The sequence below is a fragment of the Campylobacter concisus genome (assembly GCF_001298465.1).
Lineage (GTDB): Bacteria > Campylobacterota > Campylobacteria > Campylobacterales > Campylobacteraceae > Campylobacter_A > Campylobacter_A concisus.
On the sequence record NZ_CP012541.1, the window covers coordinates 439,820 to 463,912 of the forward strand.

The 24,093-nt window shown below is 38.1% G+C and carries 27 protein-coding genes and 1 tRNA gene; 26 read left to right on the plus strand and 2 right to left on the minus strand.

Annotated elements, in window-relative coordinates; genetic code table 11:
* Positions 1-23: 23 nt before the first annotated feature.
* The gene (gene polA, locus CCON33237_RS02195) at positions 24-2,660 is read right to left on the minus strand and encodes a DNA polymerase I (RefSeq protein ID WP_054196202.1); all 2,637 of its coding nucleotides are present in this window, start codon (positions 2,658-2,660) and stop codon (positions 24-26) included.
* Positions 2,661-2,779: 119 nt separating this feature from the next.
* Here polA and CCON33237_RS02200 point away from each other — a divergent pair, with 119 nt between their 5' ends.
* The 7 genes from CCON33237_RS02200 (at position 2,780) to CCON33237_RS02230 (ending at position 8,688) form a co-directional block, all read left to right on the plus strand.
* The gene (locus CCON33237_RS02200) at positions 2,780-3,823 is read left to right on the plus strand and encodes a glycosyltransferase family 4 protein (RefSeq protein ID WP_054196203.1); all 1,044 of its coding nucleotides are present in this window, start codon (positions 2,780-2,782) and stop codon (positions 3,821-3,823) included.
* Positions 3,820-4,764 (plus strand): lipopolysaccharide heptosyltransferase II, encoded by a 945-nt coding sequence (waaF, locus tag CCON33237_RS02205; RefSeq protein WP_054196204.1) that lies wholly within the window; start codon positions 3,820-3,822, stop codon positions 4,762-4,764. Before CCON33237_RS02200 ends, waaF begins: the two co-directional genes overlap by 4 nt.
* Before the next feature lie 135 nt (positions 4,765-4,899).
* On the plus strand, positions 4,900-5,328 hold the full coding sequence (exbB, locus tag CCON33237_RS02210; RefSeq protein WP_054196205.1) for a TonB-system energizer ExbB: 429 nt from the start codon (positions 4,900-4,902) through the stop codon (positions 5,326-5,328).
* Positions 5,315-5,698, plus strand: a complete 384-nt coding sequence (gene exbD / locus CCON33237_RS02215) for a TonB system transport protein ExbD (protein WP_054196206.1) — start codon at positions 5,315-5,317, stop codon at positions 5,696-5,698. The genes exbB and exbD overlap by 14 nt, the downstream gene beginning before the upstream one ends.
* A complete protein-coding gene (locus CCON33237_RS02220) occupies positions 5,673-6,449 on the plus strand; it encodes an energy transducer TonB (RefSeq protein WP_054196207.1) in 777 nt (258 codons plus the stop codon). Before exbD ends, CCON33237_RS02220 begins: the two co-directional genes overlap by 26 nt.
* A gap of 162 nt (positions 6,450-6,611) precedes the next feature.
* Positions 6,612-6,687 (plus strand) — tRNA-Phe (locus CCON33237_RS02225).
* Positions 6,688-7,020: 333 nt separating this feature from the next.
* Positions 7,021-8,688: an anaerobic C4-dicarboxylate transporter gene (locus CCON33237_RS02230; protein ID WP_054196208.1), complete on the plus strand. Its 1,668-nt coding sequence runs from the start codon at positions 7,021-7,023 to the stop codon at positions 8,686-8,688.
* Positions 8,689-8,739: 51 nt separating this feature from the next.
* Here the strand turns inward: CCON33237_RS02230 and flhB are convergent, their stop codons facing one another.
* Positions 8,740-9,813: a flagellar biosynthesis protein FlhB gene (gene flhB, locus CCON33237_RS02235; protein ID WP_054196209.1), complete on the minus strand. Its 1,074-nt coding sequence runs from the start codon at positions 9,811-9,813 to the stop codon at positions 8,740-8,742.
* A gap of 132 nt (positions 9,814-9,945) precedes the next feature.
* Between flhB and CCON33237_RS02240 the strand changes: the two genes are divergently transcribed.
* From CCON33237_RS02240 to CCON33237_RS02330, 19 genes are all read left to right on the plus strand, one after another.
* Positions 9,946-10,908 carry a hypothetical protein gene (locus CCON33237_RS02240; RefSeq protein WP_054196210.1) on the plus strand — a complete coding sequence of 321 codons (963 nt, stop codon included), beginning with the start codon at positions 9,946-9,948 and terminating at the stop codon, positions 10,906-10,908.
* A 107-nt stretch (positions 10,909-11,015) separates the two neighbouring features.
* Complete coding sequence (gene rplU / locus CCON33237_RS02245) at positions 11,016-11,330, plus strand: 50S ribosomal protein L21 (protein WP_054196211.1); 315 nt, start codon at positions 11,016-11,018, stop codon at positions 11,328-11,330.
* An 11-nt stretch (positions 11,331-11,341) separates the two neighbouring features.
* Positions 11,342-11,599 (plus strand): 50S ribosomal protein L27, encoded by a 258-nt coding sequence (gene rpmA, locus CCON33237_RS02250; protein WP_002942569.1) that lies wholly within the window; start codon positions 11,342-11,344, stop codon positions 11,597-11,599.
* Positions 11,600-11,824: 225 nt separating this feature from the next.
* Entirely contained in the window at positions 11,825-12,883 is a 1,059-nt protein-coding gene (gene obgE / locus CCON33237_RS02255; protein ID WP_054196212.1) for a GTPase ObgE, read from the plus strand.
* 46 nt (positions 12,884-12,929) lie between these two features.
* Entirely contained in the window at positions 12,930-13,265 is a 336-nt protein-coding gene (locus CCON33237_RS02260) for an EF-hand domain-containing protein (RefSeq protein ID WP_054196213.1), read from the plus strand.
* A 16-nt stretch (positions 13,266-13,281) separates the two neighbouring features.
* A complete protein-coding gene (fmt, locus tag CCON33237_RS02265; RefSeq protein ID WP_054196214.1) occupies positions 13,282-14,187 on the plus strand; it encodes a methionyl-tRNA formyltransferase in 906 nt (301 codons plus the stop codon).
* A 24-nt stretch (positions 14,188-14,211) separates the two neighbouring features.
* Positions 14,212-15,000 (plus strand): bifunctional hydroxymethylpyrimidine kinase/phosphomethylpyrimidine kinase, encoded by a 789-nt coding sequence (gene thiD / locus CCON33237_RS02270; protein ID WP_054196215.1) that lies wholly within the window; start codon positions 14,212-14,214, stop codon positions 14,998-15,000.
* Between the two features lies 1 nt (position 15,001).
* Positions 15,002-15,637 carry a biotin--[acetyl-CoA-carboxylase] ligase gene (locus tag CCON33237_RS02275; protein WP_054196216.1) on the plus strand — a complete coding sequence of 212 codons (636 nt, stop codon included), beginning with the start codon at positions 15,002-15,004 and terminating at the stop codon, positions 15,635-15,637.
* Complete coding sequence (locus CCON33237_RS02280; RefSeq protein ID WP_021090449.1) at positions 15,634-16,416, plus strand: ParA family protein; 783 nt, start codon at positions 15,634-15,636, stop codon at positions 16,414-16,416. The genes CCON33237_RS02275 and CCON33237_RS02280 overlap by 4 nt, the downstream gene beginning before the upstream one ends.
* A 15-nt stretch (positions 16,417-16,431) precedes the next feature.
* Positions 16,432-17,292, plus strand: coding sequence for a ParB/RepB/Spo0J family partition protein (locus CCON33237_RS02285; protein ID WP_054196217.1), 861 nt, complete (start codon positions 16,432-16,434; stop codon positions 17,290-17,292).
* A gap of 95 nt (positions 17,293-17,387) precedes the next feature.
* Positions 17,388-17,810, plus strand: a complete 423-nt coding sequence (locus CCON33237_RS02290; protein ID WP_054196218.1) for a FoF1 ATP synthase subunit B' — start codon at positions 17,388-17,390, stop codon at positions 17,808-17,810.
* Positions 17,811-17,819: 9 nt separating this feature from the next.
* Positions 17,820-18,332, plus strand: a complete 513-nt coding sequence (locus CCON33237_RS02295; RefSeq protein WP_054196219.1) for a F0F1 ATP synthase subunit B — start codon at positions 17,820-17,822, stop codon at positions 18,330-18,332.
* Positions 18,332-18,862, plus strand: coding sequence for a F0F1 ATP synthase subunit delta (locus tag CCON33237_RS02300; protein ID WP_054196220.1), 531 nt, complete (start codon positions 18,332-18,334; stop codon positions 18,860-18,862). The genes CCON33237_RS02295 and CCON33237_RS02300 overlap by 1 nt, the downstream gene beginning before the upstream one ends.
* A gap of 14 nt (positions 18,863-18,876) precedes the next feature.
* Positions 18,877-20,394 (plus strand): F0F1 ATP synthase subunit alpha, encoded by a 1,518-nt coding sequence (gene atpA / locus CCON33237_RS02305; protein ID WP_009294343.1) that lies wholly within the window; start codon positions 18,877-18,879, stop codon positions 20,392-20,394.
* A gap of 9 nt (positions 20,395-20,403) precedes the next feature.
* Complete coding sequence (gene atpG / locus CCON33237_RS02310) at positions 20,404-21,291, plus strand: ATP synthase F1 subunit gamma (protein ID WP_002939426.1); 888 nt, start codon at positions 20,404-20,406, stop codon at positions 21,289-21,291.
* An 11-nt stretch (positions 21,292-21,302) separates the two neighbouring features.
* Positions 21,303-22,700: a F0F1 ATP synthase subunit beta gene (gene atpD / locus CCON33237_RS02315; protein WP_002939420.1), complete on the plus strand. Its 1,398-nt coding sequence runs from the start codon at positions 21,303-21,305 to the stop codon at positions 22,698-22,700.
* Positions 22,701-22,718: 18 nt separating this feature from the next.
* Positions 22,719-23,108, plus strand: coding sequence for an ATP synthase F1 subunit epsilon (gene atpC / locus CCON33237_RS02320; RefSeq protein ID WP_054196221.1), 390 nt, complete (start codon positions 22,719-22,721; stop codon positions 23,106-23,108).
* A complete protein-coding gene (locus CCON33237_RS02325) occupies positions 23,109-23,693 on the plus strand; it encodes a MotA/TolQ/ExbB proton channel family protein (RefSeq protein WP_051288435.1) in 585 nt (194 codons plus the stop codon).
* Positions 23,694-24,092, plus strand: a complete 399-nt coding sequence (locus CCON33237_RS02330; protein ID WP_054196222.1) for a biopolymer transporter ExbD — start codon at positions 23,694-23,696, stop codon at positions 24,090-24,092.
* The last annotated feature ends 1 nt before the right edge of the window (position 24,093 follow it).

A 24,093-nucleotide genomic window follows, 5' to 3' on the forward strand; every position in this document is an offset into this window, starting at 1 on the left:
AAACTCCAGCAAAATTTATCCGTTTATTTTAGTTCACCCCAATTTTTGGCAATATTTAGCGATGTTTTAAGCGGCACATTTAGCGTATAAATTTCCTCCATTGTCTTTTGCGTCGCCTTGCCAAATTCCTGCGCAAACTCGTCTTTTACTTCAAAGATCAGCTCGTCGTGGATTTGAAGTAGCATTTTTGCATTTTCATCTAAATTTGCTCTAACTTTTACCATAGCCATCTTGACTAGATCGGCCGCAGAGCCTTGAAAGACTGTATTTACCGCCTCGCGTTCAAACATTGCTATTTGCATAGGCGTGGCACTTTTGAAGTCAAAGTAGCGTCTTCTGCCAAGCAGCGTCTGCACAAAGCCGTCGTTTTTAGCTGAAATTTTTATGCTCTCCAAAAACTCTTTGATCGTCTCAAACGCCTTAAAATAGCGCTCTATATACTCTTTTGCCTCGGCTCTTGTGATATTTACCTGATTTGCTAGCTTGCTTGAGCCCATACCGTAAATGAGGCCAAAATTTATACTCTTTGCCACGGCTCTATTTTGCCCATCACTGCTACCAAATATGCTAATAGCCGTCCTTGCGTGGATATCCTCGTCATTTTTAAACGCCTCAAGCAGCGCAGGATCACGGCTGAAGTGAGCTAGCAGCCTAAGCTCGATCTGGCTGTAGTCAAGCCCCACAAAGCTATAGCCCTCGCGCGCCTCAAAACACTCTCTAACATCCTTTGCGAGGCTACCACGAGCAGGGATGTTTTGTAAATTTGGATTTTTGCTTGAAAGTCTGCCAGTACTCGTGCCAGTTTGTAAAAAGCTCGTGTAAATTCGTGAGCCCTCATCCTTTTTCGCAAGCGCTAAAAGTGGCTCGCAGTAGGTGCTTTGTAGTTTATATAGCTCTCTGTAAGCTAAAATTTTCTCAATCACTGGATGAGCGTCCGTAAGTTCAGCTAGTACGCTCTCATCGGTGCTATATCCTGTTTTTGTCTTCTTTTTGGTTGGAAGCTTTAGATGCTCAAAAAGTATGACGCCAAGCTGTTTTACTGAGTTTATGTTGAAATTTTCGCCGCTTAGCTCGTAAATTTCACTTGTTAGCGTCTTTAGTTTGGTGTCGTTTTCAAGGATGAGCTTTTGCATCTTAGCTTCGTTTATCTTGATGCCGTTTTGCTCCATGTCAAAGAGTGTGAGGATAAAAGGAAACTCGTGCGTATCGGCAAGGGTGAGTAAATTTTTATCAAGTGTATTTAAAAAAGTTTTATAAAATTTAAGCGTTATCCAAGCGTCCTCACTCGCGTATTTGGCGGCATTTTCTAGCGGCACATTGCCAAAAGTTTGCCCCTTTTTGACAACGTCTTCAAACTTTATCGTGTCGTAGTCGTAGAGCCTCTTTGCTAGCGCATCCATGCCGACACTCGAGTTTGGATCGCTAAGCCAAGCAAGGATCATTGTGTCTTTAAAATTTGCTGGAGGATTTAGACCTAGGTTATTTTTAACTATCTCAAAGTCGTATTTCAAATTTTGTCCGATCACGCAACCTTTGTAAATTTGTCCTATCGCCCAAGTGGCAAATTTTAGGCTAATTTGCTGCGGCACACCAAGGTAGCTGTGAGCCACTGGCACGTAGTAGGCGTCCTCGTCGTTAAAGCAAAAGCTAAATCCAACGATCTTTGCGTTCCTGCTATCAACGCCTGTGGTCTCGGTGTCAAAGGCGACGATAGTCTCTGGTGTGACGTCTGATAAGAGCTTTTCAATGCTAGCCTCATCAAGGAGTAAATTTGCTCTAAAGCCAAGCTTAAATTCGGCATTTTCCTCTTTTTGCAAGCTTTTAAGAAGTCTGTTTAGATCGTACTCTTTTAAAATTTCTGAGATATTTATCAGAGGATTTTGCTCTGGAAATTTAGAGTGCTCAAGATCAAATGAACTAACTGCGTCATCAAATAAAGTGGCTAGCTTTTTGCTCAAAAATGCTTCGTCTTTTGCAGCTGCTAGCATATTTTTAGTGCGCTCGTTTCTAAGAAGGGCTAAATTTTCATAAATTCCCTCTAAGCTTCCGTACTCAGCCAAAAGCTTCTTAGCTCCCACTGCGCCGATGCCTTTTACACCTGGGATGTTATCCGAGCTATCGCCTGCGATGGCTAAAAAGTCCCTCACCTGTGCTGGATAAACTCCGTACTTTTCAAAGCAGCTTGCACTATCATGATCGATCTTGCTTTGTGGGCTGTAGATGCTCACTTTGCCGTCCTCTATGAGCTGGTAAAGGTCTTTATCGTGGGTGACTATTCGCACAAATATACCTTTATCCTTGCAAAATTTAACCGCACTTGCGATGATATCATCGGCCTCGTAGCCCTCTCGGCTAAGGCTGTAAAGTCCCATTTTTTCTATCATATCTATGCAAACTGGAAGCTGTTCTTTTAGCTGAGCTGGCGGCTCGCTCCTGTTTGCTTTGTAATTACCTAAAATTTCGTGACGTAAGGTCTTGCCTTTGCTATCAAGTGCGAAGATGAGATAGTCGCTTTGGTATTCATCCTTGAGGCTTGCTATAAAATTTGCAAAGCCACTTATCATTCCGCTTGGTTTGCCTTCTCTGTTTTTAAGTCCGCTCATGGCGTAGTAGAGCCTAAAAAAGAAACCAAAAGTGTCAATAATCGTAAGTGTTTTCATTTTTATCCTTTGTGTAATTTTATGAAATTTAGGCAAAAAATAGGCTGATTTATAAAAATTTTTGATATTATGGCGGACATTACAAATAAAAAATCACAAAAACAAAAAGCTTTGAGGTCATGAAAAAAATAGTTTTTTTACGTATCAATCCAAACGCAGTCGGTGGTGCCGAACGCTATTTAAGAAGGCTTACTAAAGCCCTAAAAGACGTAGGTATAGAGACATCTGTGCGCTCATATCTAGGAGAGGCTAGGATCTCGTCATGGAAAAAGGCTTTGAGATTTAACTCACAGGTAAAACGCCAGAAACAAAGCGATGAGGTATATTTTAGCTTGGAGCGAGTGAGCTGCGCAGATATTTATAGAGCAGGGGATGGGGTACATAAAATTTATCGTGCCACAAAGCCATTTTGGTGGGTTAATCCTCTAAATTTTGTCTATCCATATCTAGAAAAACGTTGCTTTAAAAATTCTAAAAAGATAATCGCAAATTCAAACTACATAAAAGAGCAAATCATCTCAGCTTACGGTATCGATGAGTCAAAAATCGTTACTATTTACAACGGTATAAATTTGCCACAAAAAGTAGAAAAAGGAGAAGCAAAACTTAGCGTATGTGAAGAATTTGGACTTGACTACAATTTACCAATTGTGCTTTTTATCGGAAATGGCTTTAAAAGAAAAGGAGCAAAGGACTTTTTACTTCTTGTCTCAAAGCTAAAAACACCAGTAAATGCGCTAATAGTAGGCAAAGATAAAAATTTAAATTCATATAAGAAGCTAGCAAAAAAGCTAAAAATAAAGGCATTTTTTACAGGTGAGCAAAAAATGACTGCAAAATTTTATGAAGCAAGCGATATTTTTATATTTCCAACACACTATGAGCCATTTTCAAATGTCGTTCTAGAGGCGCTTAGCTTTAAAAATATTGTCTTTACAACGGCTCAAAATGGGGCAGCTGAAATTTTAGAAAATCGTTTTATCATGCGTGAACCAAATGATGAAAGTATACTGGAGCTAGTGGAGCAGGTGCTTAATGATAATGACATGATGAGAGAGATGCAAGAAAAGTCATTTTTACTTTCGCAAAAATTTAGTATAGAAGAAAATGCAAGCAAAACTCTTGAAATCATAAATGAAGTGCTAAATTTGGAGCAAAAGTGAGAGTTTTTATAGAGCTTCCAACCTGGCTTGGAGATGCTGTGATGGCGAGCGGGGCGATAGAAAATTTAAGTAAAAATGCTAAAAATATTGTATTTTTTGGCTCTTATGTGGCCTGTGAACTTTACAAATCACATCCAAAGTGTGAAAAAGTAGTCATTGACGATAGTAAAAAGCAAAACTCAAGATATTTAAGTCTTATAAAAACAGCTAGCAAGCTTGGAAAATTTGATATTGCTATTAGTTTTAGAAGCTCATTTGCTAGTAAATTTTTGCTTTTTTTTCTAAAAGCAAAGCAAAAATTTTGCTTTAAAAAGAGTAGCGAGAGCTTGCATCAGGTGCAAAAATATCTAAATTTCATAAAGAAAAGCCTAAATTTAAAAGAAATTTCAAACGAATTAAAAATTTATTATGAAGCTAAGAAAAGCGAGCAAAAGCTTCTCGTGCTAAATCCAGGTGCTAGCTACGGAAGTGCCAAAAGGTGGTATCCGCACTATTTTGCAGAGGTTGCACTGCACTTTAAGGATGAATTTGATGTAAAGATTACTGGCTCAAAAGCCGAGCTTGAAATTTGCAATGAAATCGAGCAAATACTCTTACAAAATGGTGTGAAATGTGAAAATTTGGCTGGAAAAACAAGCATAAAAGAGCTTTGTGAGGTCATAGGTTCTATAAAAAATGGCATCTTTTTGACAAATGATAGTGGTCCTATGCATATCGCAGCTGCCTATAAAGTGCCACTTGTGGCTCTTTTTGGGCCGACTAAATTTAAAGAGACTAGCCCATGGCAAGATGAGAGTGCAAAGATGGTGCATTTAAATTTAGATTGTATGCCATGCATGAAGCGAGTATGTCCTATAAAGACACATGCCTGTATGAAGGAGCTTACGCCAAAAATGGTTATTGCTGAAATAGAGCTACTAAGAAAAAAATTAAATTTTTGAAATTCTAAACATAATTAAATATATACATACAAAATTAAAAATTTTAGTTTTTATTTGATTACATTTTTACTAAGCATTTGACATTGGTTATCAATATAGCTATAATCACGCAAAAATTTTTACTAAGAAGGTATTATGGAGCTAATTAAACATCACATTGATCACGTAATTATTGCGATTTTAGGCATTATGAGTTTTTTTGTACTTTGGTATACGATTGAGCGTATTATTTTTTATTCACGCGTTGATATAAAAGGCTACAAAAGTATCGAATCGCTTGAAGAGGCACTAACCAAAAATTTAACCACGCTTTACATTATCTACTCAAATGCGCCATATGTAGGACTTCTTGGTACAGTTGCTGGAATTATGATCACATTTTATGATATGGGTATGGCAGGCGGAATCGATACTAAAAGCATAATGGTCGGCCTCTCTCTTGCGCTAAAAGCAACTGCTTTTGGACTACTTGTGGCGATACCAACTTTGATGATTTACAATGGTTTTGTCAGAAAAGTAGATGTGATGCTAAATAGATATAAGGCTGAAAATGCGTCTAAATAAAAAAGATGGGTTAAATATTGTCCCATTTATTGATATTATGCTTGTTTTGCTTGCTATCGTGCTTAGCATTTCGACTTTTATTGCTCAAGGCAAGATAGCTATTGATCTTTCAAGTGCAAACAGTGCTGAGCAAAGCAAAGAGGACGATAAAAAGGTAAGCGTAGTAATTGATAAGGATAATAAATTTTTTATAGATGATGTAGAAATTTCTGAGAATGAACTCAAAGATAAGCTAAATGCGGTTGATATAAAGACATTGATCGAACTAAAAAGCGATAAAAATTCGAAATTTGATAGCTTTGTCAAAGTAATTGATATATTAAAAGAGAAGGGCCACGAAAATTTTGCAATCCAAACAATCTCTGAATAAAATTTCAAATTACAGCGGCTTAGCTGTTTCACTTATAGTGCATGGAGCAGCAGTATATTTTTTGCTTTCACATAATTTTGATGAGATAAAAATAGGTGAGCAAAAACCGATAAAAATAGCTCTTAATTCATTTACTCCAGTGCCGCAAGTCTCAGCACCTCAAATAGCGGAGCAAATGCTTATCCCAGAGCCAACTCCACCAGCTCCACCACCACCGCCAGAGCCACCAAAACCTGAGCCAAAGCCAGAACCAAAACCTGAACCTAAAAAGGTGGAGAAACCAAAGCGTGAAATAAAAAAGGTAGAGCCTAAAAAAGAGAAAAAAATAGAGCCAAAGCCTGAACCAGTAATTGCTCAGCCAGTGCAGCCTATTGTACCGCCAGCTAGTGTAAATACAAATTTGCCAGCCAATAACAAGTCTATCGCTGCAGCTCCAGTTCAAAATGTAACACCTGAGCTAAATTTATCAAATTCGCAAGGTGATGAAGATTTTACGAAGGTTATAATCGCAGTTAAGAGGCATAAAAGTTACCCAAATAATGCTAGACGTATGAAGCATCAAGGTATTGTAGAAGTTAGATTTTTACTCAAGCAAGACGGCAGCATAGATAAACTTAAAGTTAGTAAAAGCTCTGGTTTCGAGTCGCTTGATAATGGTGCTTTAGAAAATATTCAAAGAGCAAGTTCTGAGTTTCCAAAGCCTAAGCAAGATCGTTATCTGCGCTTTCCTATTTCGTATACACTAAAATAAATTACAAGCTTATTTAAGCTTGTAATTTATTATCTGCTTTATAGAATTTCTTTTATGTTTCAAGTCAAAATAGAAAAACATAACTTATTTTATTTAAAAAAGTGTGTATTTTAAACTTGCTTTAAATATTAAACATGTATAATCTGACTTTCTTTAACGAGTGGTTGGATAGCTCAGTCGGTAGAGCAGCAGACTGAAAATCTGCGTGTCGGCAGTTCAATTCTGCCTCTAACCACCATTACCTTTCTTTAAACATCAATCCTTTTTCTCTTAGTTCTATTAAATTTCGTATTTACAAGACTTCTAGGTTATTTATAAAATTTAAATAAATTTTTGTTATTAATAAATTTAAAATATAACAATGCTATTTTCATTTTATATATTCTAAGACAAATAAAATCTTCAAGATCAAATAAAAAATTTGTAAGAGATAATCTTATAAATTTTATCCTAAATAAGCCTTATTAATCAAAATGTTATATTTGTATCAAATTATCCTTAAAATATAAGTTTAATCTAAATCCATAAGAGATATAATCTTGATTAAATTTATATTAACTTAGGAGGTTTCATGGATTTTCTCATGAATTTAAGTGAAGGCATGCAGTTTGCTATACAGCTTCTCATCGTCCTTATCTGTTTGTTCTACGGAGCTAAAAAAGGCGGTATCGCACTTGGTATGCTAGGCGGTATCGGTCTTATAGTTCTTGTTTTTGGATTTAACATCGAGCCTGGTAAGCCAGCTATTGATGTTATGCTAACTATCCTTGCTGTTGTTGTGGCAAGTGCTACGCTTCAAGCCAGTGGTGGCCTTGATGTTATGCTTCAAATAGCAGAAACTATACTTAGAAAAAATCCAAAATATGTAAGTATCTTGGCTCCTTTTGTAACATGTACGCTTACTATTTTATGCGGCACTGGACACGTTGTTTATACCGTGCTTCCTATCGTTTATGATATTGCTATCAAAAATGGTATCCGCCCAGAGCGACCAATGGCAGCAAGCTCGATAGCTTCACAAATGGGTATCATCGCTAGCCCAGTTTCAGTTGCTGTTGTAACTCTTACAAGCTTTCTTATTAATGCTAAAACTCACCTAGCTGGCTTTGATGGGTATTTAGATCTTTTAAAGATTACAATTCCATCAACATTTTGTGGCGTTTTGGTGGTAGGAATTTTTAGCTGGTTTAGAGGCAAAGATCTTGATAAAGACGAAGTATTTCAAGCAAAGCTTCAAGATCCTGAGTTTAAAAAATATGTTTATGGCGATAGTGCGACACTTTTAGGCAAAAAGCTTCCTGGCTATCAATGGGCTGCGATGTGGATATTTTTAGGCTCTATCCTTGTAGTTGCGCTTCTTGGATATTTTAAAGATCTTCGTCCAAGCTGGACTACTTACAAAGACGCAACAGTCGTTCAAGTAATAGCTAACCTTCCAACTGAACAAAAAGTCTTAAAAACCTTAAAAATAAAAGATGCTAGCATCCAAACAGAGGCGGCTGAGTTAAAAGTAGCAAACGATAAGCTAAATGCTAATCAAAAAGCTCAATCAGTCAAAATCATCGGCAAAGATGCAAATCAAACTCTTACTCGCACAGCTGATGGTGCAGTAACATATATAAATGAAAAAGGCGCAAAAGAAGAATTCCAAGGTGCTTACATCAATATAAGTAACAAACAAGCATCTTCAAAGAGCCTAAGTATGGTTCATGTTATCCAAATTTTCATGCTTTTAACAGGCGCTATCATTTTAATCTTTACACCAACAGATGCTAGCAAGATCGGTAAAAACGAGATATTTAGATCAGGCATGATCGCTCTTGTTGCAGTATTTGGTATCTCTTGGATGGCTGAGACTATGTTTGCAGTGCATACTCCGATGATGAAAGAGGCGCTAGGAAGCATCGTAAAAGAGCACCCTTGGACTTATGCGGTTATGCTCTTGATTATCTCAAAATTTGTAAATTCTCAAGCTGCGGCCTTGGTTGCATTTGTACCATTAGCATTAAATATCGATGTTAATCCTGCTATCATTCTAGCCTTTGCGCCAGCTTGCTACGGATACTACATCCTACCAACATATCCAAGCGACCTTGCGGCTATTCAGTTTGATAGAAGCGGTACGACACATATTGGTAAATTTGTTATCAATCACAGCTTTATCATTCCGGGTCTTATTGGTGTTATATCCTCTTGTATATTTGGCTATATTTTTGCAACTGCTTTTGGATATCTATAATAGATAAATTCTCTTGCTGCTAGTAATTTCTAGTGGCAAGAGTAGAATTTATCAAAGCTTATCTTTAAATTTTTGTTTATTGCTCATATAAACGAAGCTTAGCACTTCGGCCACGGCCCTAAAAAGATGTGCTGGTATCGTATCATCGACTTCACAAATTTTATAAAGCTCTCTTGCGAGTGGTGGGTTTTCATAAATTTGCACACCATTTTCAACGGCTATTTTTTTGATTTGCAGTGCTAAAAAATCAACACCTTTGGCAAGTATTATCGGCGCCTCGTCGCGACTTTTATCATATCTTATCGCCACGGCGTAGTGAGTAGGGTTTGTTATGACTACGTCAGCTTGTGGGATATTTTGCATCATTCGACGCTTGGCTGCACGCATTTGTGCTTGACGAATTCTGCCCTTCACTTGCGGATCTCCTTCCATTTGCTTATACTCATCTTTTATCTCTTGCTTGCTCATACGAAGGTCTTTAAAGTATTGAAAACGCACGATGAGAAGGTCGATAAGTCCGATCACAAAAAGAATAAAAAGCATGACACTAACAAGAATGATGAGCTTTTCTTTTAGCCAAGCAAGCTGATCAAACATAGAAAAAAAGAGCGTGTGCGGAAGCTCTTTGATAAACTGCAAGAAAAAATAAAATCCAACACCAAAGACGATACTAACTTTTAGCACGATTTTAATGCTATCTATCACTTTTTTCATCGAGAATAAATTTTTTAGTCCCTTTAGTGGGTTTATCTTGCCAAAATTTGGCATTATAGGCTTTGCGGTAAAGATAAATCCAAACTGCATTACATTTGCGATGACACCAGCGATCGCCACACAGATACAAACTGGAAGTATCATAAGAAGCGACCTTGCAAAGGTATTTACGACGATCATTTTTACAGTTGGCAAGGTCAGTGGCTGACCGATAAATTTTGAGTAGTAGATATAAAGTGAGATGATCTGTTCTTTCATAAAATTTAGCATCGCAAGTAGTACGCCAATAGCGATGACAAGGGTCACGAACCCAGCTAGGTCCTGACTTTTGGGAACGTTGCCGTCTTTTTTGGCATCTTCTATCTTTTTGGGGGTCGCTTCTTCGGTTTTTTCCTGATCTTCGCCTGCCATCTTTATCCTGAGCTTGCTTAAATTTGAGCGATTATAGCCAAAATGCGGTTAAACTATCCGCTAAAGCCACCTTTTGCACGTGGAAAATTAGGCCTTTTTGGCTAAAATTAGCAAAAATAAGGAGCACGCAAAATGTCATTTTTAGAAGGCTTATTTAACATTTTTATAACCAAAAAACCACCAAAAAGCGACGAAGAGCTACTTTTAGACGAATATGCAAGCATTTACGCCGAGATAAAAGAGAAAAACTTAAACGATTACGACTTTTTATGTGAGCTCATACGATTACTCTCTTTTTCAAGAGCTAGACGCTACGACTTTTGCCTTGAAAAGTGCCTAGCTGAGGGCGACGCCGAGGCACTAAATGATCTTATCTTTCAATACTCTAAGCTGAATTTACTCCCAGGATGTAGCGGCGGATACGATCAGTGCGAGAAGCTCATACCAGCGTTTTTTGCTATCGCTTGTGGCGACACAGATAGTATGGCAAGCATCTTTCCAAAAGGCTTGCCACCTAGCAAAAACGGCTATAAATTTCTATGCGTCATGCATGATTTACTCACGGCAATGCTTTGGCAAGATGAAAATTTACTCGCTCCTGCCCTAGAAAAGGCTCACGCCTTTGCAGAGTCTAAAAAGCCAGCAAACGAAAGAGAAGCGGTTAAATTTGTGCTTACCCTACACGAAAAAGATACGGCTGCTATGAGCGAGCATTTACAGAAATTTTGCTCGACTTTTGGCAGGACAGATGCACCCAAATTTGAAAAACGTCTCTACATTTTCGCGCACGGACTTCATGCCTTAGCGCGCTACTTTTTGCCACTTGAGCTCTTTAAAGAGATAAAGCTTCCAAAGAACGAAAATTTCAGTAAATTTTACGCAAAAAGGCTCTTTCAAAATGAAATTCCCAAGCCAAAACTTTATTTTACTTTTCTGCCTGAGCTTGAACTGATAAATGTGATCTTAAATGCGCCAGTAGCTAAAACTCTGATATATCAGCCATATTTGCCAAATGACAAAACATTTTTTCTGGATCACGATGCGATGATTAAAAATTTGGCCGACGAGATCATAAAATCAGGGGCATTAAAGTAGAATTTATAAACTTTTGGCTAACATTCACATCTTACAACCAATAAAGCTCCATAAATCTTTTGCAAAAAAGTGCTTTTTGGTCTTACCAAATTTTAGAAAGGTAGAGTATGTCAAAATACGCTATATTTAAGCATGGCGGTAAGCAATATCGTGTTAGCGAGGGCGAGTACCTTAAGCTAGATCACTTTAGTGCTGAAGCTAAATCAACCGTTGAGATTACAGAAGTTTTAGCTGTAAATGACGGCGAAGTAAAGGTAGGTGCGCCATTTGTGAAGGGTGCAAAAGTTGTTCTTGAGGTCATTAATGAAGGCAAAGACAAAAAAGTAGTTATCTACAAAAAACGCAGACGTAAAGACTCAAAACTAAAACGCGGCTTTAGAAGACAATTTACACGTGTAAAAGTCGTAAGTATCGCAGCTTAAGGAGATAAGATATGGCACATAAAAAAGGTCAGGGTTCAACCCAAAATAACCGTGATAGTATCGGACGCCGATTAGGTGTTAAAAAATTTGGTGGTGAGTTCGTTCGTGCTGGAAATATAATCATCCGCCAAAGAGGAACAGCAACTCACGCTGGAAATAACGTAGGTCTTGGCAAAGACCACACAATTTTTGCATTAGTCGATGGCTTTGTAAAATTTGAAAGACTTGATAAAAACAGAAAAAAAGTATCTGTTTATCCAGCTGCATAATCTCAGGGGCAATCGCCCCCTTTCTTTCTTAAAATTATTCAAAAATCAAAATTTTTATTTAGTGTTTAGAATTTTTCAAATAGCTATTTGAGAGAAATTTTAAATCAACCATAACTTTATATTTTAGGCTTCATACTGATTATCTTTGCTTTATTTTAGACAAGATATTACGATTTAATTTCAGTAAAGTTGGATATAATCCAAATAAAAAATTTAAGGTAAAAAATGTTTATAGATAGTGCAAGATTGACTCTAAGTTCGGGGCATGGTGGAGCTGGAGCTGTGAGTTTTCGCCGTGAAAAACACGTCATTTTAGGTGGTCCAGACGGCGGAGATGGCGGTGACGGCGGAGATGTCTATTTTGTCTGCGATAACAACACCCACACACTGGCAAACTACAAGGGCAAAAGGGCGATGAGAGCGAGCGACGGCGAGGCTGGCATGGGCAGACGCATGACTGGCAAAAAGGGCGAGAGCTTAGAGCTCATCGTGCCACCAGGAACGGCGGTCTATGACGCGCAGAGCAATGAACTACTTTGCGACATGGTAGAAGAGGGGCAAAGGACGCTATTTTTAAAAGGCGGCAAGGGCGGACTTGGAAATTTCCACTTTAAAAACTCTATCAACCAAGCTCCAGAGTACGCTCAAAAGGGCATGCCAGAAGAGAGCATAGAGATCAGACTCGAGCTAAAGCTAATAGCTGATGTGGGTCTTGTTGGCTTTCCAAATGTCGGCAAATCAACCCTTATCTCAGCCGTCTCAAACGCCAAACCACAGATCGCAAACTACGAATTTACCACGCTTACGCCAAAGCTCGGACTTGTCGAGGTCGATCAGTTTAGTGGCTTTGTCATGGCTGATATCCCTGGCATCATCGAGGGAGCGAGCGACGGACGCGGCCTTGGCGTGCAGTTTTTAAAGCACATCGAGAGAAATAAAATTTTGCTTTTTATGATAGATAGTGCAAATTACAAAAGCATGAGCGAGCAGTTTAGCGTGCTAAAAGAGGAGGTCGCTAAATTTTCAAGTGTGCTTGCCAGCAGGGACTATGCTATCGCGCTCACCAGAGTCGATGCGGCTGAAAATTTAGATGAAAATATAAAAGAATTTATGAAAAGTATAAATTTAGAGCCAAATCAAGATGGTAAATTTGTCTATAAGCAAGATATTTACAGCTTTGACGCGAAAAAGCCATACTTTATTTTGCCGATCTCTTCAGCGACAAACGAGAATATCGACGAGCTTAAATTTGCACTGCTTGAGCTACTAAAAAAGGAGCTTTGAGTTGCGACTTTTTGGCACTTTGAGCATAGAAATTTAAGAGTATAAAATGAAGAAAATTTTTTGCATTATGTTATTTTGCTTTGGTGCATATAGCTGCGAGCCAGCCGATCCGGTGTATATGTTTTTGGATTACAATGACATAGATCGTGACGGCATGCTAAATTTAGGTGAATGGACGGCTTGCAAGGTGCCACCAGGACTAAAAATAGCACCAGATCTATGCACTAGTGAGGAATTTAAGAGGCTGGATCTTGATCGTAGTGGCAAAGTTAGCATTAATGAGCTAGGAAGTTTGATATTTCAAAAGATTGACTGGCAAGAAGATCCATGCGCCTCTTGGCTGACTAGTAGTAAAAACGTAGATCAAAATAAAAGTCGTTGAAATTTAAAGGAAAGTGATGAATGTAGTTTTTATGGGGACGCCTGATTATGCCGTTAGGATACTTAGGCACTTAAAAGAGGCTGGCTTTAATATAAAAGCGATCTTTACTCAGCCTGATAAGCCAGTTGGCAGAAAGCAAATTTTAACCCCAAGTGAGGTCAAAATTTACGCTCAAAATGAGCTAGTAGGCGTGCCAGTCTTTACACCAAATACGCTAAAAGATGAGTCTGTGGTTGCCGAGCTAAAGGCATTTGAGCCCAAATTTATCGTGGTGGCAGCTTACGGCAAAATTTTGCCTAGGAGCGTGCTTGACGTGGCGACTTGTATAAATTTACATGCTTCGATCTTGCCAAAATATAGAGGTGCTAGCCCCATTCAAAGCGCGATCCTAGCAGGCGAAAAGCAAACTGGTGTCACAGCTATGCTAATGGACACTGGCCTTGATACTGGCGATATGCTGGACTTCATCTATACGCCTTGCGAGAGCAAGATGTCAAGCGAGCTTTTTAACGAGCTTGGCGAGCTTGGCGGTGAGCTAATCGTAAAAGTGCTTAAAAATTTTGAAAATTTAAAACCACAAAAGCAAGATGACGCGCAGGCTACGCACTGCAAAAAGATAAGCAAGAGTGACGGGCTTTTTAGCTTTGATGAAGATGTGGGGCAAATTTATAATAAATTTCGTGCGCTTACACCTTGGCCGGGGATTTATTTAGAGAGTGGGCTAAAAATTTTATCACTTGAGCCAAGCGAAAAAAGTGGCAAAAGTGGAGAAATTTTAAGCGTAGAAAAAGATCACGTTGTGGTTGCTTGCAAGGGTGGCGCGGTCAAAATTTACGAGTTTCAAGAGCCAAGCAAAAAGTCAACAAACGCAAAAGCATATATAAATGGTAAGCGTCTTAGTGTTGGTGACAAGATAGAGTAATAATCAAATTTAATAGGAGAAAATATGAAAAATGCGCTAAGTATAGCAGGGGTTGATCCAAGCGGTGGAGCTGGGGTTTTAGCTGATATAAAGGTCTTTATAGCACATGGTGTGTATGCGATGGGGGCGATCACTGCGGTCACTGCTCAAAATACAAAGGGCATCTTTGGCATGCAGCTAGTTGAGACCAAGCTTATCGAGGATCAGATAAGAGCGATATTTGATGATATAAGAGTTGATGTGATAAAAATCGGCGTTGTCCCAAGCGTGGATATCATAAAATGCGTCGCAAAAACGCTAAGAGAGATCAAAAATTTACCACCAGTTGTGCTTGACCCAGTTATGAGCTGTAAAAATGGCGATATCTGGCTAGAAGGCGCTGCAAAAGACGCAATCGTGGAGGAGCTTTTCCCACTTGCTAGCGTGATCACACCAAATATCTTTGAGGCTCGTGAAATTTTAAAACGTGAGCTAAAAGGTGAGAGCAAGCTCAAAGAGGCTTGTAAGGATCTTTTAAAATTTGGCACAAAGAGCGTTTATTTAAAGTGTGGCGAGCTTGATGGCAAGTCACTTGATATATTTTATGACGGCAGCGAATATGAAATTTTTAGCGACGAGCGCATAAAAACGACCGCTACTCACGGCTCAGGCTGCTCGCTATCAAGTGCGATCGCATCAAATTTAGCAAATGGTCTTAGTCTAAAAGATAGTGTGAAAAACGCACATGACTATATCTTTAACGCTATCAAAAACGCAGTCATTATCGGCGGTGGACAAAATCCGGTAAATCACTTCTATAAATTTAAGGTGTGATTTGAAGGTTGAGTTTTTCCAAAGTCTGCCTTCAACGCAGGAATTTTTGGTAGACGCCCTAAAAAACGGCGAGATAAAAGCTCCATATATGGTCGTGGCGTATAATCAAACAAAAGGTGTCGGCAGCCGCGGCAACAGCTGGGAGGGGCTTGGCGGAAATTTGTTTATGTCGTTTTGCATAAGCGAAGATGAGTTACCAAGCGACATACCTCCGCCCTCGATCTCAATATATTTTTCTATGCTGATGCGTGAAGTCTTGAGCGAACTTGGCTCAAAGTGCTGGTTAAAATGGCCAAATGACTTTTACGTGGACGAGCGCAAAATAGGCGGTACTTTGACAAATAAAGTGGATGAAATTTACATTTGCGGCATAGGGATAAATTTAGCTAGTGCGCCCAAAAATGCGGGCATTTTAGACATAAAAGCTAGTGTAGATGAGTTAGTTTGGGGCTTTGTTAGCATGCTTGATAAAAAGATTTTATGGAAGCCAATTTTTAGCAAATTTAGGATAGACTTTTGCAAGTCAAAAAGTTTTATTACGCATATTGCAAATAGAGCTGTTTCGCTTCAGGATGCTGAAATTTGCGATGATGGAGCGATATTATTAAATGGGGAAAAGGTATATTCTTTAAGATGAGCGAGATAATAACAATAGCTAACCAAAAAGGCGGCGTTGGCAAGACCACAACGGCCGTAAATTTAGCCGCATCACTGGCGGTTGCTGAGAAAAAAGTATTATTAATAGACATCGATCCACAGGCAAATGCGACAACCGGACTTGGTTTTAGCAGAAGTGACTATGAGTTTAACATCTATCACGTCTTAACAGATAGAAAAAAGCTCTCGCAAATCGTGTTAAAAACTGAGATCCCAACACTTTTTTTAGCTCCGTCAAATATAGGGCTTGTCGGTATTGAACAAGAATTTAACGATCAAAATAAGGACTATAAACTAATCCTTAAAAATAAAATTTCAGAAGTTGTAAACGACTATGATTTTATCATCATCGATAGTCCTCCAGCACTTGGCAGCATCACGATAAATGCTCTTAGTGCAAGTGATAGTGTTATCATCCCTATTCAATGTGAATTTTACGCACTTGAGGGACTAGCGCAGATCCTAAATACAGTCAAGATTATTAAGAAGACAATAAATCCAAAGCTAAATATAAAGGGCTTTTTACCGACTATGTTTAGTTCGCAAAATAATCTCTCAAAAGAGACCATTGCAAATTTAAAGCAGCATTTTGAAAATAAGCTCTTTAAGAGTAAGGACAGCAAAGAGGAATTTGTGGTCGTTCCAAGAAATGTTAAACTTGCTGAAAGTCCAAGTTTTGGTAAGCCAGTGATACTTTATGATATAAAATCACCAGGCTCAATTGCGTATCAAAATTTGGCATATTGTATTTTAAACTAAAAAATAAGGAAAAAAATGGCTAAAAAAGGTGGATTAGGGCGAGGACTTAGTGCGATACTTGAAGATGTAGAGCAAGCCTACAGTAAAGAGATCGCAAATTTAAACGACTCTGAGATAGTCGAAGAGATAAATATAGATGAAATTTTGCCAAACCCATACCAGCCAAGAACACATTTTGACGAAGAGGCTTTAAGAGAGCTAAGTGCTAGCATCAAAAGGCACGGATTGATCCAGCCAATAATCGTCATCAAAAAAGATGATGGCTATATGTTAATAGCTGGTGAGCGCAGATACCGCGCTACAAAGATGCTTGGAGCAAGCAAGATAAAGGCAATCATCGCTGATATCAAGTCTCAAAATTTGAGAGAGCTTGCGCTTATCGAAAATATTCAGCGTGAAAATTTAAATCCAATCGAACTTGCAAAGTCGTATAAAGAGCTCATAAATGAGTATAAGATCACACAAGACGGCTTGGCAAATATCATTCATAAAAGTAGAACACAAATAACAAATACGATGAGGCTTTTACTTCTTAGTGACTATACGCAAAAACTTTTACAAGAAGACAAGCTCACACAAGGCCACGCTAAAGTTATAGTTGGGCTTAGCGCCGAAGAAGAAAAGATGGTTGTTGATACGATCATCGGTCAAAAGTTAAGCGTTAGAGACACAGAAATTTTAGTAAAAAAGATAAAAAATAAGGAAGAGATAAAAGATAAAAAGCTAAAAATTTCTGAGGAAATGAGTAAAAAACTATCAAATTTACAAGAAATTTTTAAAAATTTAAAGATAAAAGCAAAAGTAAAATCTAGCAATCTAGTTTTAGAATTTAATAATATTTCACAGATAGAAGAATTTATTTCTAGGCTAAAATAGAATTACAAATTTATTTTTATTTTTAGTAATTTATTGTAAAATCAGACTTTAATTTGAATATTAAATAAAACTTAATGATAAAATAAGGAGAGTGGATGTTAGAAATAGATGTGCCATTGATGCTTTTGACGGCTGTCGTTTTCTTGGTATTGATCGCTATTTTGAATTCCTTGCTTTATAAGCCAATGCTCAAATTCATAGATGACAGAAATGCCTCTATAAAAAATGATGAAGAGAGTACTAGTAAAAATGCAAGTGATCTAAGTGTTCATGAAAAAGAGATTGAAGAGATTATATTAAACGCAAGGACTGAGGCCAATAAAATAAGGCAAGAAGCCTTAAATTTGGCAAAAGAAGAGTCTTTAAAAGAAGTAAATGCCGTAAAGAGTAGTTTAGAGGCTAATTATAATGAATTTTTAAATGCTCTAAGCTCTCAGAAAGATAACTTAAAGGCAGATCTATCAGCTAAACTACCTGAACTTAGAGCGGCTTTAAATGCCAAGCTCTCTAAAATTTAAAGGAATTTCATGAAGATAAAAATTTTATTTTTTCTAGCACTTCCATTTCTAGCTTATGCTAGTGGGCATGGCGGAACAAATTACGATATAGTAGAGAGAACGCTAAACTTCTTACTTTTCTTTGCTATTTTGGTATATTTTGCAGCTAAGCCACTAAAAGCTCTTTATCAAAGCAGAATTGACAGGATCTCAAACAAGCTTGAAAGTATCCAAGAAAAACTCCGTGATTCTAAGGCCAAAAAAGATGACGCTCTAAAACGTGTAGAAGAGGCTAAGCAAAATGCAAACTCTTTAATCGAAACTGCTAAAAAAGAGGCTTTAAATTTAGCTGCTAAGGTTAAAAGTGATGTTCAAAATGATATAATAAATCTTCAAAAGAGCTACAAAGAGCAAAAAGAATTTGAAGAGCGCAAGATGACAAAAGGCGTTGTAAATGAAATTTTGAGCGACATTTTCTCAAGCGATAGCCTAAAAGTCGATCAAAAAGAACTTGTAAATATCATACTTAAAAAGGTTAGCTAATGAATGAAGTAGTAGCCAAAAAATATGTTAAAGCGATCCTGAGCGATGCAAAGCCGGGTGAGCTAAATGCCTTTATCGAAAATTTAGTTGAGCTAGCTGCCGCTTTTGGAAGCGAAAAATTTAAAAGCATCATAAGCTTGCCAACTTTAAAAGCTGCAAAAAAAGTAGAATTTATACTTTCTTTAGTAAAAAATTTAGACGCCAAATTTGCAAATTTTATAAAGCTTCTTGGTGCAAACAAAAGACTAGAGCTTATCCCAGCGATCTTAAACGAGATGAAGATAGAGCAATCTTTGCTTGAAAATACATATCGTGGTGAGGTCATTGGAAATTTTGAACTAAGCGCTGAGCAGCTAAAAGCTTTGGAAGAGAATTTCTCTAAAAAATTTGACTCTAAGATCAAACTTGATGGTTTAAAGAGCGATTATAATGGCGTAAAAGTTGAGTTGGATGATTTAGGTGTCGAGGTAAATTTCTCGATCGACAGACTAAAAAGTCAAATGAGTGAATATATATTAAAAGCAATTTAAAAAGGAGTGAAAGCGTGAGTGCAAAAATTAAAGCTGACGAAATTAGCACGATAATCAAAGAGCGTATTGAAAATTTTGATTTAAGTGTTGATGTAGAAGAGACCGGTAAAGTCATCTCAGTCGCTGATGGCGTTGCTAACGTTTATGGTTTGAAAAACGTTATGGCTGGTGAGATGGTTGAATTTGAAAGCGGCGAAAAGGGTATGGCTCTTAACCTTGAAGAGAGCAGTGTTGGTATAGTTATCCTTGGAAAAACTAGCGGCATCACAGAAGGAAGCTCTGTAAAAAGACTTAAAAAACTTCTACGCGTTCCAGTTGGCGACGCATTGATCGGCCGTGTTGTAAATTCACTCGGTGAGCCAATCGACGCAAAAGGACCAATCGAAGCTACTGAATCTCGCTTTGTTGAAGAAAAAGCAAAAGGTATCATGGCTAGAAAGAGCGTTCATGAGCCACTTCAAACAGGTATCAAAGCGATAGACGCACTTGTGCCAATCGGCAGAGGACAAAGAGAGCTAATCATCGGCGACCGCCAAACTGGTAAAACAACAGTTGCGATAGATACTATCATCAACCAAAAAGGTCAAGATGTCATTTGTATCTATGTAGCTATCGGTCAAAAACAATCAACCGTTGCTCAAGTCGTTAAAAAACTTGAAGAGTACGGCGCTATGGACTATACGATAGTTGTAAATGCTGGTGCTAGTGATGCAGCTGCACTTCAATATCTTGCTCCATATGCTGGCGTAACAATGGGTGAATACTTTAGAGATAACTCTCGCCACGCGTTAATCATCTATGATGACTTGTCAAAACACGCGGTCGCTTATCGTGAGATGTCTTTGATCCTAAGAAGACCACCAGGCCGTGAAGCTTACCCAGGCGACGTTTTCTACCTTCACTCAAGACTTCTAGAAAGAGCAAGCAAGCTAAATGACGCACTAGGTGCGGGATCTTTAACAGCTCTACCTATTATCGAGACTCAAGCGGGTGACGTTTCTGCTTATATTCCAACAAACGTTATTTCTATTACAGATGGTCAAATTTTCCTTGAAAGTGACTTATTTAACTCAGGTATCCGCCCAGCGATCAACGTTGGTCTTTCTGTTTCTCGTGTCGGTGGTGCGGCTCAGATCAAAGCTATCAAACAAGTTTCTGGTACACTAAGACTAGACCTTGCTCAGTACCGCGAGCTACAAGCATTTGCTCAGTTTGCAAGTGACCTTGACGAGAGCTCTAGAAAGCAACTAGAGCGTGGTCAAAAGATGGTTGAAGTACTAAAACAACCTCCGTACTCTCCGCTCCCAGTTGAGAATCAAGTAGTTATAATATTTGCTGGTGCTAAGGGTTATTTGGATGACGTTGCAACTGCAAATGTAACAAAATTTGAAGCTGAGCTATATCCATATATCGAGGCAAAATACCCTGAAATTTTCGAGCAAATCAGAACTAAAAAGGTTCTTGATAAAGAAGTAGAAGAAATTTTACATAAAGCGTTGAAAGATTTTAAAGCGACTTTTGCCGCTAACTAGGGCTAAGATATGTCAAATTTAAAAGATATAAAACGAAAGATCAAGAGCGTCCAGAATACTCAAAAGACGACGCGTGCAATGAAGCTTGTCTCAACAGCAAAGCTTCGCAAAGCTGAAGAGGCTGCACGCTACTCTAGAGTTTACGCACTTAAGATCAATGAGGTTTTATCAGAGATAGCTTATAAGATCAATCAATACGCTTCAGTTATGACTGAGAGTAAATTCTTTAATACAACGAAAAGTGTAGAGAAGGTTGATATTATATTTGTGACGGCTGATAAAGGACTTTGCGGTGGCTTTAACGTCCAGACTATAAAGACGGTTAGGCGTATGATCGATGAGCTAAAAGCCAAAAAGATCAAAGTTAGACTAAGAGCTGTTGGCAAAAAAGGCATAGAATTTTTCAATTTCCAAGGCGTTGAACTACTCGAGACTTATGTCGGAGCTAGCTCTTCTCCTACATATGAAAAAGCTCAAAAGATCATAAAAGACGCTATTGATGATTTTACAAACGGCATAACTGATAAAGTCGTGCTAATACACAATGGCTATAAAAATATGATTTCTCAAGAGATTAGAGTAAATGATATTGTGCCTATTGAGCCGTCTAAGATAGTTGCGGTTGAGACAAATTCTTTGATGGAATTTGAGCCAGAAGACAACTATACTAAGATTATGGACGAGTTGCTTAATAAGTATTTTGAGTATAGTATGTATTATGCCTTAGTTGACTCTTTGGCGGCTGAGCACAGCGCTAGAATGCAAGCTATGGATAATGCAACAAACAATGCTAAACAACGCGTAAAACAGTTAAATCTTGCTTACAATAAAGCAAGACAAGAGTCTATTACCACTGAGCTTATCGAGATTATCAGTGGTGTTGAATCAATGAAATAAAAGGAGTATGAATGAAGGGTGTTATTAGTCAAGTTATGGGCCCTGTGGTCGATGTTGACTTTAATGACTACTTGCCGAAGATCAATGAAGCTATCGAAGTTTTCTTTGAGGTTGAGGGCAAGAAACATAAACTAATATTAGAAGTTGCTGCTCACCTAGGTGATAATAGAGTTAGAACTATCGCTATGGATATGAGTGAGGGTCTGACTCGTGGCTTAGAGGCTAAAGCGCTTGGTGCACCTATAAGCGTGCCGGTTGGCGAAAAAGTTTTGGGTAGAATTTTTAACGTAGTTGGCGATTTGATCGACGAGGGTGAGGGTATAAATTTCGATAAGCACTGGTCTATCCACCGCGATCCTCCTCCATTTGAAGAGCAAAGTACAAAGAGTGAAATTTTTGAAACTGGTATCAAGGTGGTTGATCTTCTTGCTCCTTATGCAAAGGGTGGTAAAGTTGGTCTATTTGGTGGTGCTGGTGTTGGTAAAACGGTTATTATTATGGAGCTTATCCACAACGTTGCGTTTAAACACAGCGGTTACTCTGTATTTGCAGGCGTTGGTGAGAGAACTCGTGAAGGAAATGACCTTTATCACGAAATGAAAGAAAGTAACGTTTTGGATAAAGTTGCCTTGTGCTATGGCCAAATGAACGAGCCACCAGGAGCAAGAAACCGTATCGCGCTAACTGGTCTTACAATGGCTGAGTACTTCCGTGATGAGATGGGACTTGATGTTTTGATGTTTATCGATAATATCTTCCGTTTCTCTCAATCAGGTGCAGAGATGTCAGCTCTACTTGGACGTATTCCATCAGCTGTTGGTTACCAGCCAACTCTTGCAAGTGAGATGGGTAAATTCCAAGAGAGAATCACGTCAACTAAAAAAGGCTCAATTACCTCTGTTCAAGCTGTTTACGTTCCTGCGGACGACCTTACGGACCCAGCTCCTGCTACGGTTTTTGCTCACCTTGATGCTACAACGGTTCTTAATAGATCGATCGCAGAAAAAGGTATCTATCCAGCTGTTGACCCACTTGATTCTACTTCAAGAATGCTTGATCCTCAAATTTTAGGAGCAGATCACTATAAAGTAGCTCGTGGTGTTCAAGCTGTACTTCAAAAGTATAAAGACCTTCAAGATATCATCGCTATCCTTGGTATGGACGAGCTTAGCGAAGAAGATAAGTTAACAGTTGATAGAGCAAGAAAAATCGAGAGATTTTTATCTCAGCCATTCTTTGTTGCTGAAGTATTTACAGGTAGCCCTGGTAAATATGTAAGTCTTGACGAAAATATCGCTGGCTTCAAGGGAATTTTGGAGGGTAAATATGATCATTTACCAGAAGCAGCATTTTATATGGTTGGAAATATAGATGAGGCTTTAGCTAAAGCTGAGAAACTTAAGGCTTAAATTTTAAAAGGAAGCGTAATGGATAAATTACATTTAGAGATCGTAACTCCTCAAGGTCAGATATTTAATGATGACGTGAGCAGTGTAGTGCTTCCAGGTAGCGAGGGTGAGTTTGGTGTTTTACCAAACCATGCCTCATTAATATCTCTTTTAAAAGCAGGTATTATAGATATAGAACATAAAAATAAAAAACATGATGTTGTTGCGATTAACTGGGGTTATGCAAAAATTGACGAAGGCAAGGTAGTAATACTTGCTGACGGTGCGGTTTACGTCTCTGGCGATAGTGAAAGTGAGCTTGCAAATTCATTGGAAGCTGCTAGAAATTTGATAGAGAGCATGAGTAGTGATACAAATGCTTTTGCAGCAACTATATCTAAAATGGAAAATGTAGTGAGAGCAAGATAAGTGGGCGGTATAGATTTATTTTTAAATTACATTCAAAGAAGTAGTTTTATTACAATTATTGTTTTAACTTGGCTGTCAATATATTTTATAGTTAGTTTCACAATTCTTTTTTCAAGAATGGCTGGTATTGGAGCTTGGCAAAAACGTGAGCAAAATGCACTTGAAGCACTGCTTATGGGTGCTAAAAATATTCCAAATGATTCGTCTTTGAGAAAATGTGCAAATGGAAGAATCTCAAGAGAAAAACTAAACGTATGTATAAGTATAGCCGAGAAAAATGCTACAAGTGGACTAACGTGGCTAAGTGTAATAGCATCTACTTCGCCTTTTATCGGTCTTTTTGGAACCGTTGTTTCTATTTTAGAGACATTTTCACAGCTTGGAAATGGTGGAGGTTCATCACTTGGTATTATCGCTCCAGCTATTTCAGAGGCACTTGTTGCAACTGGTTGCGGAATTTTTGTTGCCATCCCAGCATATACATTTAACTTACTCATAAAAAGAAAAGCTTATGAACTAATGAGTGTTATTGAGCGTCAGGCTGATGTAATGATAGCACTTAAAAAAGATGATGAGATACTATAAATGGCCGTTAAATTTACCGATGAGACACCAGAGCTAAATATAACTCCTCTTGTTGACATTATGCTTGTTTTACTAGCCATTTTAATGGTTACTATGCCAACCATAACATATCAAGAGGATATTACTCTTCCGGATGGTTCAAAGGCAAAAACTTCAACATCTAAGCAAAAAGACCTTATAGTATCTATAAATTCGCAGGGACAAGTTAGAGTTGATCAAAGTACTATGAGCCTTGCTGAGTTTCCTGATAATATCGCATTAATGAGTACAAAATACGATAAAGCCTCGCCTATCTATATAAAAGCTGACAAAAATTTAAAATACGATGATGTTATGTTTGTATTAAAGACTTTGAAAGGTGCTGGTTTTAATAAAGTAGCTTTAGAGACAAACGGTTAAG

What these genes read in the sequence shown, in the direction of transcription:
- exbB (WP_054196205.1), top strand. Translation starts at nt 4,900, where the DNA reads ATGGAGCTAATTAAACATCACATTGATCACGTAATTATTGCGATTTTA.
- CCON33237_RS02200 (WP_054196203.1), top strand. Translation starts at nt 2,780, where the DNA reads ATGAAAAAAATAGTTTTTTTACGTATCAATCCAAACGCAGTCGGTGGT.
- CCON33237_RS02330 (WP_054196222.1), top strand. Translation starts at nt 23,694, where the DNA reads ATGGCCGTTAAATTTACCGATGAGACACCAGAGCTAAATATAACTCCT.
- CCON33237_RS02240 (WP_054196210.1), top strand. Translation starts at nt 9,946, where the DNA reads ATGTCATTTTTAGAAGGCTTATTTAACATTTTTATAACCAAAAAACCA.
- CCON33237_RS02230 (WP_054196208.1), top strand. Translation starts at nt 7,021, where the DNA reads ATGGATTTTCTCATGAATTTAAGTGAAGGCATGCAGTTTGCTATACAG.
- polA (WP_054196202.1), bottom strand. Translation starts at nt 2,660, where the DNA reads ATGAAAACACTTACGATTATTGACACTTTTGGTTTCTTTTTTAGGCTC.
- flhB (WP_054196209.1), bottom strand. Translation starts at nt 9,813, where the DNA reads ATGGCAGGCGAAGATCAGGAAAAAACCGAAGAAGCGACCCCCAAAAAG.
- CCON33237_RS02295 (WP_054196219.1), top strand. Translation starts at nt 17,820, where the DNA reads ATGAAGATAAAAATTTTATTTTTTCTAGCACTTCCATTTCTAGCTTAT.
- CCON33237_RS02280 (WP_021090449.1), top strand. Translation starts at nt 15,634, where the DNA reads ATGAGCGAGATAATAACAATAGCTAACCAAAAAGGCGGCGTTGGCAAG.
- thiD (WP_054196215.1), top strand. Translation starts at nt 14,212, where the DNA reads ATGAAAAATGCGCTAAGTATAGCAGGGGTTGATCCAAGCGGTGGAGCT.
- atpG (WP_002939426.1), top strand. Translation starts at nt 20,404, where the DNA reads ATGTCAAATTTAAAAGATATAAAACGAAAGATCAAGAGCGTCCAGAAT.
- atpD (WP_002939420.1), top strand. Translation starts at nt 21,303, where the DNA reads ATGAAGGGTGTTATTAGTCAAGTTATGGGCCCTGTGGTCGATGTTGAC.
- obgE (WP_054196212.1), top strand. Translation starts at nt 11,825, where the DNA reads ATGTTTATAGATAGTGCAAGATTGACTCTAAGTTCGGGGCATGGTGGA.
- exbD (WP_054196206.1), top strand. Translation starts at nt 5,315, where the DNA reads ATGCGTCTAAATAAAAAAGATGGGTTAAATATTGTCCCATTTATTGAT.
- CCON33237_RS02290 (WP_054196218.1), top strand. Translation starts at nt 17,388, where the DNA reads ATGTTAGAAATAGATGTGCCATTGATGCTTTTGACGGCTGTCGTTTTC.
- rpmA (WP_002942569.1), top strand. Translation starts at nt 11,342, where the DNA reads ATGGCACATAAAAAAGGTCAGGGTTCAACCCAAAATAACCGTGATAGT.
- CCON33237_RS02285 (WP_054196217.1), top strand. Translation starts at nt 16,432, where the DNA reads ATGGCTAAAAAAGGTGGATTAGGGCGAGGACTTAGTGCGATACTTGAA.
- atpC (WP_054196221.1), top strand. Translation starts at nt 22,719, where the DNA reads ATGGATAAATTACATTTAGAGATCGTAACTCCTCAAGGTCAGATATTT.
- CCON33237_RS02260 (WP_054196213.1), top strand. Translation starts at nt 12,930, where the DNA reads ATGAAGAAAATTTTTTGCATTATGTTATTTTGCTTTGGTGCATATAGC.
- rplU (WP_054196211.1), top strand. Translation starts at nt 11,016, where the DNA reads ATGTCAAAATACGCTATATTTAAGCATGGCGGTAAGCAATATCGTGTT.
- fmt (WP_054196214.1), top strand. Translation starts at nt 13,282, where the DNA reads ATGAATGTAGTTTTTATGGGGACGCCTGATTATGCCGTTAGGATACTT.
- CCON33237_RS02300 (WP_054196220.1), top strand. Translation starts at nt 18,332, where the DNA reads ATGAATGAAGTAGTAGCCAAAAAATATGTTAAAGCGATCCTGAGCGAT.